This is a genomic window from Maribacter sp. BPC-D8, assembly GCF_035207705.1.
GTDB lineage: Bacteria > Bacteroidota > Bacteroidia > Flavobacteriales > Flavobacteriaceae > Maribacter.
Genome location: NZ_CP128187.1, coordinates 1,941,253 through 1,957,443 on the forward strand (window position 1 = coordinate 1,941,253; position 16,191 = coordinate 1,957,443).

Here is a 16,191-nt window from a genome sequence, read left to right on the forward strand (position 1 = left end):
TAAAAATGCAACAACATTAACATAACTCTCTCTATTTGTAAGCTTTAAGCACTTAATTAGTGCTAAAAAAGCAATAAGAAACATCCAATCATTACGACAGACGACACTTACAAAACGATAAATAACATCCGCGAAGCCATAAGTGTATTTTTCTCAAAAAATAAGCAGTATCACTGGTTATTTGATATAATATTAACTAATATTATATAAATATTATGCAATTCTTAACACACATTAAGAATTGATGATAATTCAACAATTAACTTAACAACCACTTATTATGAATCAAAAACTAGATTTTAAATTAGTGAAATCCAAAGGAAAATCATCATTCCTAAGCCATGGGTTTCTACTGATTTTAGCTTGTATTTGCACGCAAGAAATCGTAGCAAATGAAAAATTAACAACTTCGAAGGAAGTTAAATTAACAATTGTTCAAAATACCGTCACAGGAACGGTTTCAGACGAAATGGGTCCATTACCAGGTGCTAGTGTACTTGTAAAAGGAACAACTAATGGTACCCAAACCGATTTTGACGGAAATTACACTATTGATGCTCCAAGCAATGCTACATTAGTGATTAGCTACATTGGTTATAAAACCATGGAAATTGCAGTTGACAATCAAACAACTATTAGTGTTACTCTTCAAGAAGATGCGAGTAAATTGGATGAAGTTGTAGTTACCGGGTATGGTACTCAGGCGAAAAAAGACTTGACAGGGGCAGTTAGTGTCGTTGACACAGAAGACCTTTTAGCTATACCGGCAACAACGTTCGCCCAACAACTTCAAGGTAGAGCTGCAGGTGTAAACATTGTTAATGATGCAAGAGCTGGTGGCGAAGCTACTGTGCGTATTAGAGGTTTTGGTACCTTAGGCAACAATGACCCGTTATATATTATCGACGGAGTTCCTTCTCAGACGCAATCTAACCTTAACCCAAATGATATAGAATCATTACAGGTTTTAAAAGATGCCTCTGCCGCATCTATTTACGGTTCAAGAGCTGCAAATGGGGTAATTATCATTACCACAAAAAAAGGTAAAATGGGTAAGCCACAAATTACCTATAATACTTTTTATGGAATTCAATCTGCCGCTGAAGATGTTGACGCTTTAAATGCAGCAGATTTAGGTAAATATTTATATTTAGCCGATTTATATGCTGGTGTAACACCAAGCCATGGTCAATATAGTTATGGACCAAATGGCGAAGTAACTATTCCTGATTTCGTTTTCCCGAGTGGAGCAAGTGCAGGTGATGTAGGTACCGACCCAAATTTATATTCATTAACTCCAGAAAACATCTATGCAATCACAGAATCGGCAGATACAAATTGGTGGGATGCTATTACACGCTCTGCTCCAATAATGAGTCATAATCTTTCTGCCTCAGGTGCTACTGAAAATGCCCGTTATGCTTTTAGTTTAAATTATTTTGAGCAATCTGAAATTATTAAGTTTTCTGATTACAATAGAGTATCTATTAGAGCAAATACAGAATTTAAAGCTTTAAGTCAAAAATTAACTTTGGGTGAAAATTTTACCGCTTCTTTTGAAAACAAAAAAGGTGTTGTAAACAATTTTGATGAACAAGGTCCTGTACAGGGATCATATAAACATCATCCACTTTTACCAATTTATGATATTGCCGGTAACTTTGCAGGAAGTAGAGGTGCTAACTTGGGTAACAATTACAACCCTTTTGCAAGCTTATCTAGAAACCAGGACGATCGTACTTATGGATTACGTTTATTAGGGAATGTTTTTGCAAATTATGACATTACACCTAACATTAGTGTTCGTTCTAGTTTTGGTTTAGATAGTAGAGTGGAAAGAAATAGAGATATAGAAAGACCACAACCAGAATATGTAGAAGGTAATTTCATCAATAGTTCTACAGCTCGTGAGCAATACGAATATCAATGGACATGGACCAATACGGTAAATTATTCTAAAACATTTAATGAAAAGCATAATTTCGCTGCCTATGTTGGGGTTGAATCTATTCAACAATTTGAGGAGCGTTTTGAAGCATCTCGTCAACGTTTCAAATTTGAAACTAATAATATTATAAGTTATTTAGACTTAGGAGATGCAACCACTTCAAGTAACCGTGGTTATGTATGGCAAGATTATTCTTTATGGTCACAATTTGGAAAATTAAACTATGATTACGATGGTAAATACTTAGCACAAGTAACTTTAAGAAATGACTCTTCTTCTAGATTTCAACAAGCAGCAAATAGTGCTGTTTTCCCAGCATTTAGTTTAGGCTGGAGAGTATCTGATGAGAGCTTTATGGATGGTGTTGAATGGATAGATGACTTAAAACTTAGATATGGTTGGGGACAAACTGGCAACCAACAAATTGGAGATTATAATGCCTATACTACCTTTCGTTCCGATATTGGCACAGGCGGTTATCCAATAGATGGCAGCACAGGCTCACCAACTATAGGATTCTCCACTCAAGCCTTCGGTAACCCAGATGCTAAATGGGAAACTACAACGCAAGGCAATTTTGGTATAGATGCCGTTATGTTCGATAGTAAAGTGAATTTCAACTTGGATATTTATAGCCGTACAACAGCTGACATGTTAATTGAAGTTCCACCAACGTATACTGCAGGTCAAGCAACTGTACCATCATTTAATGTTGGTGAATTAGTGAATAAAGGCCTTGATTTAGGATTAGGTTATAGTGACGATAAGGGTGATTTTGGGTATAGTGTAAATGTAAACTGGTCAACTTATGATAATGAAGTAACTGAATTAGGTGGTGAGAACATTCGAATTTTTGGACGAAGTGAAAGAATTCCTGCTTTATCAATTACGCAAGAAGGTTTACCAGTTTCTTCTTTTTACGGGTTTAAGACCTTAGGTCTTTTTCAAACTCAGGCAGAAGCAGACGCTTGGGCTCCTTATGGAGATTACAACGCGCCTGGTAAATTTAAAATTGCCGATGTAAATAATGACGGTGAAATAAACGATGATGACCGTACAGTAATAGGTACACCTCACCCAGATTTCACATACGGCATAAATATAAATCTTACTTATAAAAATTTAGCGCTTAATGTATTCGGTAATGGGTCACAAGGTAATGATGTATTTAATTACACTCGTTATTTTGCAGATTTCAACACCTTTCAAGGTAATAAATCAACAAGAGCACTTTATGATGCATGGCAACCAACAAATCCGCAATCAGACCCTTCAACTTGGGTAGCAGCAAATCCGAATGCCACTACTCCAATAATGGATCGTAATGATGCTGTTAGTAGTCGTCCTTCATCATACTTCATAGAAGATGCTTCTTTTTTCCGTTTAAAAAACATACAGCTTACTTATAATTTTGATCAAAACTTATTGGAATCAATTGGCGGTATTGCTAATGCTAATATTTATGTTCAAGGTCAAAACTTGGCTACGTTTACTAAATACACAGGGCTTAACCCAGAAGTACAATTAAGTAACACTGATGATTCAAGAAGAAACCTTACGTTAGGTTATGATGGTGGTGGTTTACCAGTAGCACGTACATTCACTTTAGGCTTAAATGTAACTTTAAAATAATTTGAAAATGCTAATAAAATATATCATGAAAAAAAGAAATTGGATTTATATATCCTCATTAATTACAGCACTTCTTTTTGTTGTTGCATGTAGTGATGAGTTTTTAGACAGACAACCCGAAGGTCAATTTAGTGAGGCAGATGTAGCAACACCTGACGGTGTAGAAAACTTACTTATTGGTACATATAATATGGTACCAGGTGGTGGCCTTGAAGGACAGACATGGCATAATGATATTCATAGTTGGGTGTTCAATATAGCTTCTGATGATGCCTTAAAAGGTACAGATGCTGGGGATCAACCAGAACAATCATTTATAGAAGCTTATGATTTTCAATCATTTAATGTTCACATTCGTGATAAATGGAGAGGATTATACAAAGGCGTAGCAAATGCCAATATTACATTAACTACACTTGCAGCTGTTGAAGATGGTATATCTGATGAAAGAAGAGCTCAAGTAATTGCCGAAGCTAGGTTTCTAAGAGGATTATTTCATTTTGAAGCAAGAAAAATGTGGAGGTCGCCAGTGTATGTTGATGACACAAATTTTCAATTAAATGATCTGGAAAGCACCAAAATTCCTAATGACCGAGAAATATGGCCATTAATTGAAGCTGATTTTGAGGCTGCGATAGCAGTGTTACCAACTACACAAAGTGATGTTGGTAGACCAACAAAATGGGCTGCTAAAGCATTTTTAGCTAAAGCTAAAATGTACCAAGGGTGGGATGCTGCTGGTAATGCAAATACAACGAAATTAGGCGAAGCAAAGGTTCTTCTAGATGACATTATTGATAATGGTCCATTTATATTAATGGATAAGTTTGAAGATAATTTCAAAGTTGGAACACGTAACAATACAGAATCTATTTTTGAAGTACAGTATGCAATTAGTAGTGCTGCAGATGGCGCTTCTAATAGAGGTATTGGATTAGCTCATCCATATACTGACCCTTGGGGATGTTGTGGGTTCTACCAGGCTTCGCAGAACTTAGTAAATGCTTATAAAACTGAAGATGGATTACCAATGTTAGACACTTTTAATGATTCTAACGTTCCATTTGAAACTGATGAAACTACCACATTATCTACGTATGCCGGCACATTAGATCCAAGATTGGATCATTCTGTTGGTAGACCAGGTATTTTATACAAAGGTTTTAAAATTTACCAAACCGATTTTGTACGTGATTTAACCTACGCCGGTCCTTTCTTTTCAATGAAGCATGTAGCAGAGCCAGAAGCTTTTGGTCAAGGTGGCTGGGGTAACCTTTCAGCCAACAACTATAGAATCATGAGGTTAGATATGATTTATTTATGGTTAGCAGAAGCTGAAGTTGAATTAGGTGATTTAGAGCGAGCTAGAACCTTAGTAAATGAAATAAGAACAAGAGCTGCAAACCCTGCTGGTTTTGTACCGAGTGCTACACAAGGTGCAGAACGTAATGATTTTACAATTCTTGAAGGAACACCTGCTGCTAATTACGATATAGCAACGTATGACGATGCATGGACAGATCCTGCAACAGCAAGAAAAGCAGTACGATTCGAAACTCGTTTAGAATTTGCTTTAGAAGGACACCGTTTATTTGATCTTCAACGTTGGGGCATCGCTGCAGAAACACTTAACGCTTATATAGCTAGTGAATCTCAACAAAGAAGTTATTTACAAGGCAGGTCATTTGTAGAAGGTAAAAATGAGTTCTTTCCTATTCCTATTGAAGCTATTGACAGATCAGCTATTGATGGACAACCTACATTAACACAAGATCCAGCTTATTAAAGAATAAATAGCATTGTTAATTGTTAGTTGCATAAAGAGTGGTTAAAACAGTTTTAACCACTCTTTATATTTTAAAATACTTTTATAATCATTTATAAATACCAATAAGATGCGTTCTAATATAGACGGGTATTTCATTCATTCCATCTTCTAACTTTAACTTCATAACTTCAGAAGGTACTAGTGGCATATGACAAGTAATACAATTTTGAGAAACATTATGTTCTTGACCTTCAGCTACATTATTTACCGTTTCAACATCATGGCACGACAAACATTTAGCATTAAACACATCAGCATTTCCTCTCTGATTTTCATGAGGACTATGGCACGTTATACAATCCATTTTCGATGAGTTTACAAAACACGAACTTTCACTCAATAATCCCATTTGATTTCCATGAACATCTAATTTCGTATTTGAATTTGCATTTCTATAATTTTTAGAATACAAAGACAAGGTGTCTCCTGCAATGAAGGAAAATGGATTACCTTTTATCTGCTGTCCCTGTAAACCAGAGTGACATACCGCACAAGCATCTAAACGTTGTTGCCGTGAATATTCCTTATAATTATCAACAAACTTACCAATTAAAGCATCAGGATTAGATCTGTGGAATTGCACATGTTTCTCAGAAGGTCCGTGACAACGTTCACAATCAATACCTAACATTATTCTTTCTCTATCATAAGATTTACTTACGTTAGATTCCTGTTTAGGCTCCGCAAAGGTTACATGACATTTTAGACAATTATCATCTACCTTTCTACTTAATGCGTTTTCGGGAAAATTAGGACTATTGACCCACGAGTCTGTGGGTTGAAAATAAGAAGCTTGTAATTGATATAAATCATTCCCTTTCCATTGAAGATGGCTTTGCCCTTTAACCCCTGAACCAATAACAATCTCGATTTTTGATTTTACTACTTCTTTTGTTTTATACTTAATGTTCGAAAGTTGGTAGTAATCACCTTCTTCCTCTATCATTTTCAGACGAACACTCATTAAATCAAGCTCGTTCAAGCCTTCAGTAAACCGTCCTTTAATATGATCTTTTTTAGACTTAGATGAAGTGTTGAAATGTGCTGTTTCTAAATGTGATTTATAAATGTTTTCATGACATTCTAAGCAGGTTTCAGACCCTACAAAATTGGAACCATTATAATGTGTAGCTATAACATCTGGTTCTAAATACGATGAGATTTCGATAGCATTTTTAAAATACCAAAATCCATAAACTAAGAACAATCCAAAAATTATGAACACAATAATCTTTAAATTCTTCTTATTATTCATTTTCAATCAATTATTAGTCTAATTCCTGATTCATAAACCAATCATACAAAGCTTCTGTTTCGTATGCCTTGATCCAGGCACTATGACCTACATTAGGGTATCTGGTAAATATGACCTCGTAGCCCATTTCTTTTAATTTAGCTACCATATTTTCAGATTCGGAAAACGGAATTGATTTATCTTTCTCGCCATGAAAAACCCAAATTGGCATTTCGCGATTAATCCACGAGGCATAAGGTAAAGGTGCCATACCGCAAACTACTGCCATGGCTGCAAAAGTATCAGGGTACTGTACTGCTAATTCCCATGCTGCTCCGCCGCCTCTACTTAATCCGGTTAAATAAATTCTACGTTTATCGATTCTATTATTATCTACAATGGAGTCTAGCAATTGCTTTACCGCCCTCGTATTCCACCATTTTTTGGCATTCGGGTTCTGCGGAGCCAATATTAAAAACGGAAACTTCTTACCCTGCACTATTAGTTTTGGCGGACCGTTTCTTTTCACCGTAACCAAACTATCGCCCGATTCGCCACCACCATGTAAAAATAATAATATCGGAAAATCTTTTTCAGGCTCCTCCTCGTAATCTTCTGGGTAATACAAGTAATAGGCTAGATTCTCTTTTACATTCGTTTCCATTTCTGAATCTATCAGAATAGGTTTTGCCTGAGATGCACAACTTTGAAAAATAACCAGTAAAATAATATATAAAATTAACCTCATCTGTGAATGCAAAATTTTCTATCAAATGTACCTTAAAAACAAGCTCTTTTGAAGTAAAAGTGGTTTTAGGTCCATTTGTGTTCGAAACGTTAGACGAATAAGATTTCAAAAACTTATTTATAATTTTTCAAAACAAAAAAAGAGGATGCACAATGCATCCTCCTTTTTAAATCTATGTTCTCTCTTTTATTTATCGGTATAAAGTAAAGTGACCTACATACTTAAGCGAATCGCTATTGGCATTTACTACATACCAATAATCTCCTGTTGGCACTTCTTTACCTTCATAGGTACCGTCCCAACCACTTACTTCATCTAATACAGCCACTACTCTACCGTAACGGTCATAAATTCGAACCTCAACACCATCAAAAAGGTCTCTATTCTTAGGTGACCAGATATCATTTAAGTTATCTCCATCAGGAGTAAAGAAATTAGGGAATTCTAACATACCCGTAAATTCGAACGGTACACTTAATTCTAGTTCACAACCTCTTGCATCTCTTACACGAACATTAACTATTCCGCTTTCATTGGTAGTAAATGTTGTTTCCTCGCCAAAAGATCGTCCGTTGAAAAAGAACTCATATTCTCCGTAACCACCTTCTGCAGTTGCAAGAACTTCATTAGGTCCGGTTTTATCAACAACCAGGCTTAAAGGCTCATAACCATCTATACTAAACTCAACCATATTGGTACAACCATTTTCGTGATAAATGTACACGATGTGATCACCAGCAGGTAAATCTCCCCAAACATACTGATCTGTAGCGTTTGCAGTAATTGCATCTGTAGGATCAATAGGGTCAAGAGCAAACATCAGCTCAGGCAATAAGTTATTATTTTCTAATTGAATGGTAGTTGTACTAGTTGGGAATATACCTTCACAGCCATATTGAACTTGTGGTACAGCCGTTAAGTCAACTCCTATAGTAATCGTAAACAACTCTGATACTGAACAAAGATTAACATCTTGAACGTAAATCACATAAGAAGCTCCACCTTGCAAATCTTCTGTAATAGCACCTGTATAAGGAGCAAATACTGCAGTACCTGATTCATCTACTGGATCAACCATTTCAATTTTGTACTCAAAATACGGAGTAGGGTTTACGGTAACATCGTCGAACGGAGTACCACCTATTATGTCAAAAACAACAGAACCGTTATTAGCACCAATACATAACTCAGGTGTTGTATCGATATTTATTATCTGTAACTCATCTGGCTCTTCAACAGTGATAAAATCTTTTTCAAAACAACCGTTGTCATCTTTTATTAAAATCTCATAAGTACCTGCTTCAAGCTCATCAAAAGTATACGTACCTGGATTATCAGAATCACTAAAGAATTCATTAAAGTTCGGTGCAATTGCAAATTGAATTAAACCTACGCCACCTGCACTTACAGAAATAGCAATCGAACCGTCTTCTTCACCATTACAAGATACATTTATTGGTACTGCATCAAATATTATAGGATCAGGTCTAACAATTTCAAACGGACCATCTATAGCCTCACAAGTTAAACCACTTGTAACACCAACCCAATATTCTGTTCCTTCAGGAAGTCCTTCAAAAGTACCTTCAGCCTGTGGACCTCTGAATATAGTTGCTGTTCCAATATTAAAACCATCTGTAGGTTGCCCTATATATAATGTAAACAAGTTATTACCTACCCCACCACTTGCAAATGACTCTATTCTACCATCTAATTCAGATGCACAAGAAATAGGATCTACTGGAGAGTTTGGTAAAAATTCAAGATCAGAAGCATCTGTCATGGTAATACCATTAGAACGTATTGCCGGACAAGCACCAGATGCATTAACCTTTCTTACATCATATTGATATGTAATACCCTGTACACCTGTTGCGTTAAAGGAAGTACCTGTCATTGGAATATAAGTACCAATGGTTACTCCATTTTCAACTCTTAAATACTCATAGGTAAATAAAGGATCAGGATTCTCTACTGTCAATCTTATTTCACCATCACCTCCACAACCAGGTACTCTTATTTGAACTAAAACAGGTTGAATTGGTGGTGGTGGATCAACATAGTAAGCATCAGTTACAAATGAACATCCGAAACTAGAAGATACTTCTATTGCATACCAACCAGCGCTAATATAACCGCCACTATCGCCAATGAATGTAGGTGTATTCTGTAATCCACTTTCAGACACAATAGCCGTGTTATCATCACCACTTAAATATAACAAAGTATAGTTGTATCCTGCACCAGCAAAACCTCCACTTGCACCGGCAGTAGCCGTTATAGCGTCACCAGTTGTAGTGTCATAAGCTTCAAGCACCGCATTGTTACCATTAGGGCAATCTAGTGTTTGTGGCTCTCTAATACCAGCAAGAATTTGTGGAACTTCTTCTAATTCTATCTCTACCGTATTTGTACAACCCTCAACATCTGTAATTTCTACTTCATAGAATCCGAAAGACAAACCTGTAAATTCATTATTGTTAGAGAATGCTGCTATCTCAGTAGTATATGAAGCACCACCATCTGTACTCATTAGTAACCTGTATTCATACGGAGTAGTATCCCACCCACCGGTACCAGTAGCAATTATCTCACCTGTATCGTTCGTACAACTAACATTACCTATAGATTCTGCAGTTACTTGAAGTTCCCCATTCGGAGTTCTAATATTTGTAACATTACTTGTTCCAGTACAGAATGGAATATCTGCAGAAACAACATCAACAATCAAGTTACCACCTGGCAAATTATCTATTCTAGCCTCAAATCCATTTACATCAGGATAGTTAGTTGTATTAAAAGTTTGAGAAGCTAAAAGTGTCGTTCTAGTTACATCAGTTGCTTCATAAACAAACACCTCATACTCTCCTGTATAATTACCTACAGTTATGAATAACGCACCATCATCGCCTGGCACTGCACAACTAACAGGTTTTGCCTCGCTAATTAATACCGTTGGCGTTTCTGGAGTATTCACCGTATGCACTGGCATTGGGTATGTACAACCCACTGTATTGTCGGTTACTTCGAATAAATAATCACCAACATCAGATAAGTACACATCAACATAGTTATTACCTGAAGTATTAGTAACTGCAGCTACCGGAGTAACCGATACCGTATTTACTGTAAAATCAGTTGTACCTATAACTTGTATACGTACACGTTCGTCATCTCTACAGTTTAAAATATCTACATCAATAATTGTTGGAACTACATCTGTTGGCGGATTAATAGTAGGAACGTCAAATGTACTTTGACAACCATTACCGTCTATAGCATACACCGTAATATTTTGAGCAGAACCATCATCTATAATTTCAAATGTATTACCAGGTTGATAATTCTCAAAACCGGTAATACTGTACTGATACCCTGAACCTACAGTACCTGCATCATCAACAGTCACTGTAATAATTGTTGAACTATATCTATTAGCACCTGGCTCACAAGCAAAATCGGCAGCACTAGCAGAAATACTAAATGCATCAGGATTTGTAATCGTATGTACAGCAGATAACACCTCACAGTTACGCGCCGTTACCACCTGTACCTGATAATCACCAGCAGGCAACCCTGAAAAGGCACCAGTATTATTTCTAGTTACTTCTGTAGTTCCAGAAGTAACATCATTTAATATATATGTAATTGGAGTGTCTTGAGAGGTGAATGGAACAGCCGCATTTGCAGGACCAACTACTATCTCAATAGAACCATCATTTTCATCTCTACAGCTAATATCAATTGCTTCTTCTGAAACAATTACCGGTTGTGCAGCTTGATTTAAAATAATGTTTGATACCGTTGTTTCACAGAAGCCAAAACCATCGTTCACAATACGATCCGTAATTAATACTTCATAAGTACCAGGTGTTAATCCTGTAAATATTGGATCATTCGTCTGTGTTATCGGACCTACTAAACTAGAGTTGTAATCTGAACCTGTCAATTCATAAGTAAAATCTCCACTACCACCAGTAGTTGAAATGGTAATTTCTCCATCTGCGTCATTACATGTACTATCAGTTGAAAATCTACCCGTTGCGGATAAGAAATCATAAACAGTAGCAGTATCTACACTAGTACAACCATTCGCATCAACTACATCTACTACATATTCACCAGGACTACTTACTATATATGTATATTCCCAAAAACTACCGTTTATTGTTGGTAATTGCTCATCGCCACCTAAAGTAAATCTTGGGGTGTTAACAGAACTAGGTACTCTTACCGTAATATCAAAAGCAGTTGAAGTAGGATCACATTGATTTACTACTGCAAATGTAGGAACTGGTAAATCTGGATCTAAAGAAATAATGGTAGCAATATCAAATGAAGTACAACCACTTGCATCTCTTACATAAACATCATACGTACCATCAGCTGCCGAGAATGTTGTATCCGAAGTCCAACCTGAAGGCGGCATCCCTGAATCCATAAAGGCAAATTCATATGGTCCACCAGAACCACCTCTACCCTGTACGGTAACTTGACCAAAAGCATTACAATTTGCAGGAACTTCCTGTAAAATATCAATATCTGGTAAATTCTGAACGATAGTAACCGGAGCGGCATCTGTACATGCTATGGTTAAATTTGTAACCAATATTTGATAATTACCTGGTAATTCTGGATACGTATCAGTATAAGGTAAACCTGTAGTTGTTACAGAATTTTGTAAGATAGTAGTTAAACCATCTTCGTTATTTATTAATTCTATCCTTAAATTGTCACCAACAGTATAACCAATTATATTATAAGTAATCTCTCCATTTCTATTAATATCACAAGCGCCAGGCGTTGAACTTGCGGTTACATCTAATGTTGACGGTCCTTCAATTGGCGGAATCTCTTGTTCATAAGTACAACCCGTAACCACATCTAAAACAACAACAGTATAAGCTACACCGTATTGAATGCCATCTGCAGAATTACTAAATGTATGATCGTTAACCGCTGGTGTATTATTTAAAGCGTAATAACCTGGTTGATCTATTAATCTTATTTGATATGAACCAGAACCTCCACTTACTGCAACTGCATACGTAAAAGTAGTATCATCACAAGTTGCAGGTACTGGTGGCGGTATTGGTGCAATCACCACTTCGTTTGAAGTAATAGAAACAGTATCAATATCTGTACACCCATTAGCATCAAGAGTAATAACAGTATAATCTCCCGTTACTAAAAGTGGATCTAAAATTAGTATTGGAAAAGCACTTTGATTTTCTACACGTGTAATTTCTACTCCTGTATTGTCCTCTATTATAAATGTATAATCAGGGGTTCCGTCAGTTACAGCATCAATATTGATACCACCACTAACTGGTCCACTACCACCACAAACTGCTTGTACTTCAGAAACCGTAGTTGCTGGTGGTGGAGTTGTATCTAATATTATATCGAAAGTATCAGCTGGGGTTTCACAACCTCTAGCATCTCTAACCAAGTATGAATAAGTACCCACCGTTAAGTTGGAGTATACCGTTTCTGAAGCCCATCCCATTCCATTAAAGTTAACTTCGTATGGAGGCACACCGCTAGTAGCATCTGGCGTTATAGTAACAGAACCATTATTCGTTGAACTACAGCTTACGGCTCTAGGTACCGCTGCTGCCGCTGCAATATTTTGAGGTGGATTTAAGGTAATCGAAACAGACTGTGCTACACAACCACTGCTTGTGGTATTATTATCGGTGATTCTGAAAACATAATCTCCAGGAGTCGCCGTATCATAATCAAAAGTATTAGTAGTTAATGGTACCGCTGCTCCAAAAGTAGCTCCTCCATCAAAACTAACTTCATATTGCTTTGCTCCTGCACCAGAAGTATACCCACCGTTGACACTTACTCTTATTGTACCATTAGCTCCACCACAAGGTATTTCAGCTACGATACTTGTATTCACTCTTAATTGAGGTGCAATGGTAATTGGAAGACTATCTGAACAGTCATTACCATCAACAACTTCAATCGTATAATTACCAGGCGAAAGTCCCGCAAAAGTTGCAGTCGGTTGAAGTGTACCTCCGTTTATTCTATATTGATGTGTACCAATTAGCGCAGTACCTGCTGTAGAAGTAACTGCTACCGTTGCGCCAATACCTGCCACGAAACAGAAATCTGAAGAAGGGCCATCCAATGCTATACTTGGCGCATCAATGGGGTTTAAATCGAATGAGAATGTATCTGTACAACCCTCAGCATCTTCAACAGTTAATGTATATGTTCCCGCTGCAGAAAGATTACTAAAGGTGCTTCCAGATTTTGGACCAATTGGTGATCCTACAGGCTGAGTTAAGGTATATCTATTTGTACCCCAACCACCAGTTGTGTTTGCTCTTACTGCTCCTAAATTTCCATTAGCACAGCTCATATCTGTAACTGTACTCGTTGCCAATTCTAAAACCGGAGCTTCATTAATATCAAAAGATGTAGTATCTGTACAACCTGTATCAGCATCGGTTACCGTAATTGTATATGTACCTGCACCAGATAATGGTAAAACTACTTCATTTGCACTTTGTGGACCACCAGAGAATAATCCTCCGTTAATGTCATATGTATAGTTATTTGCGAATCCGTCAATAATGAAAGTACCCGAACCATCAATTTCTCCATTACAAACTCTTAAATCTCCGCCAGATTTTACTCGTACACGAATAGAACTTATTTCTACAGGTCTAAAGCCTTCTGTATAAGAACAACCGTTAACATCTGTAATTTGAAAAATATATGCTTGAGAAGTTAGTAAACCTGTAAACGTATCGTTATTTCCATTATCAAAATAAGCAGGACTAATAATTTCATATCTATTAATTGCAGCGTTACTTGTTGGTGTCAACTGCACATCAGATGTACCTGCCGCACAGCTAATATTACTTTGTGCAAAATCTAAATTTGTAGGTGGATTTACATCTAAAATGTCAATTGCCGTAAGATCTAAACGACAACCACCTGCATCTTTAATAATTGGAGTATAAGTACCTGCAGCTAAATCAGTATAAGAAGTTATTGCAGAGAAATTAACCCCATCAATACTAAAAACATATCCACTACCTGATCCACCAGAAAACGGACCAACAAAATCAATTTGCCCGCCAGTAGTTCCAGCTCCTGTACAAGTAACATCAGAAATTTTAGTTGCACTACCTGTTAATGAACCAACAGTATCAACCGTTACTGAAGGTAAATCTAAAGTACATTCGAATGCACCTTGTTGGTATCTTACTTCAATATCATTATAAGTACCTGCCGCTACTGAAATTTGTGGTGTATTCACCCAAACTTCAGATGCACTTTCTCTATAAGAAATATTATAACCTCTACCATTATTTATAGTAAACTCTAATTTTGCTCCACCGTTACTACAGGTGCCATCAATACCTGCAACCGTAACATCTGGCGGCAATAAATCTTCAACATCAGAAGAAGCATTTATAATACAATTATTACTATCGACAATAACAAAATCATAAGTTCCTGCAGCAGTTACAGTATATGTTGTAGTACCAGAATCTGTAGCAGCATCGCCAAATGCAGGTTGAATTGGGCCGCCATTAACTGTAAAGGTATAAGGAGCAGAACCACCCGTTGTATTCAAAGTAATATCTACACTAGAAATATCTGAACACCCAAAACTACTATTTACCTCAGTCGAAGCATCTAAAGCAGAAGCTCCAGCACCTATAGTTAAAGGGTTTCCACTAGTATCTACATCTTGTCTTGGAGCAGTAATACCGTTTAAAGGATCACCTGTACATTGTTGTGTCTCTACCTGTACCGTATATGTACCAAAACCTACCGCAGAAAAAGTATAAGGGTTGGTTGCTATAAAAGCAGTAAATTCTTGAGCAACACCACTAGAATTTAATAAGGTATACTTATAAGGTCCTGGAACGTTAGAAGCAGTAACGGTAATACTACCGGTATCTCCACTACATAACGCATCTGTAAAAGTTGCAGTTATTTCGATTTCCTTTTCCTCTATTACAATAGGCTCATAAGGATATTCACATGTATTAGCTGTATTCTTTAATCTAGCTAGAATATTATAGGTACCTGGTGTTAAATTAGAAAATATAGCGCCTTGCCAAGAAGTACCACCATTAATACTAAATTCGTAAGCACTAGATAGATTGGTAATCTGTATTCTACCATCTACACCACAGATATAATCTTGTTTTACATATGTTTGCGTAATGGTACTTTTCTTTACTTTAAAGTAATATGGTTGACCATTAACTTCCACTCTATATTCGGCACCTGAAGTAGCCGGTACTGAACTGGCATCTAAACTAAATGTTTGTCCTGTTCCGACTTCAGTATAACAAGTATCTGTCGTGTTAGGGCATTCAACATTAACATTTGCAGTACATGAACCGCCCAATACTTGCCAAGAAACTGAGCTATAAGGTCCGCCAGACAAACTTATGATACGATCATCAAAATCGCCACATAGATTAAAACGTGCAATTGTAAATCCGTTATCATTACAAGTGACCGTATTGTCTGCGCCTATTATAGGTGTAGCAAACATTGCCGAAGTAGCTAAGTTAGACTTTCGTTCAACTTGAACTTTCTTTTCTAAGGTCGATTGGTTGTTGGTAGAAATCGAAACAGCTTTTTCGATTACATGAGCCACCTCTTCGTATAAAGTAGTTACTTTAGAGTTGGCTAAAGCCGTAGTACCAATTACTGAAAGAACAATCAGAAAAAGTACATACAGCGCATACCGCTGTTGTTTTGGAAGCATAGGTTAAGATTCGTTTTTAAGAACAAAGTTGATTTGGGATCTA

The 16,191-nt window shown here is 36.7% G+C and carries 5 protein-coding genes; 2 read left to right on the forward strand and 3 right to left on the reverse strand.

Going from position 1 to position 16,191, the window contains the following annotated elements:
- Positions 1-280: 280 nt before the first annotated feature.
- Together QSV08_RS08695 and QSV08_RS08700 are read left to right on the forward strand one after the other, a co-directional pair.
- Positions 281-3,580 carry a SusC/RagA family TonB-linked outer membrane protein gene (locus QSV08_RS08695; protein ID WP_324028001.1) on the forward strand — a complete coding sequence of 1,100 codons (3,300 nt, stop codon included), beginning with the start codon at positions 281-283 and terminating at the stop codon, positions 3,578-3,580.
- A 25-nt stretch (positions 3,581-3,605) separates the two neighbouring features.
- Positions 3,606-5,366, forward strand: coding sequence for a RagB/SusD family nutrient uptake outer membrane protein (locus QSV08_RS08700; protein WP_324028002.1), 1,761 nt, complete (start codon positions 3,606-3,608; stop codon positions 5,364-5,366).
- Between the two features lie 88 nt (positions 5,367-5,454).
- On the opposite strand, the gene QSV08_RS08705 is transcribed toward QSV08_RS08700, so the two are convergent.
- From QSV08_RS08705 to QSV08_RS08715, 3 genes are all read right to left on the reverse strand, one after another.
- Entirely contained in the window at positions 5,455-6,663 is a 1,209-nt protein-coding gene (locus QSV08_RS08705; protein ID WP_324028003.1) for a multiheme c-type cytochrome, read from the reverse strand.
- A gap of 13 nt (positions 6,664-6,676) precedes the next feature.
- On the reverse strand, positions 6,677-7,390 hold the full coding sequence (locus QSV08_RS08710; protein WP_324028004.1) for a prolyl oligopeptidase family serine peptidase: 714 nt from the start codon (positions 7,388-7,390) through the stop codon (positions 6,677-6,679).
- Positions 7,391-7,580: 190 nt separating this feature from the next.
- Positions 7,581-16,148, reverse strand: a complete 8,568-nt coding sequence (locus tag QSV08_RS08715; protein ID WP_324028005.1) for a T9SS type B sorting domain-containing protein — start codon at positions 16,146-16,148, stop codon at positions 7,581-7,583.
- Positions 16,149-16,191: the final 43 nt, after the last annotated feature.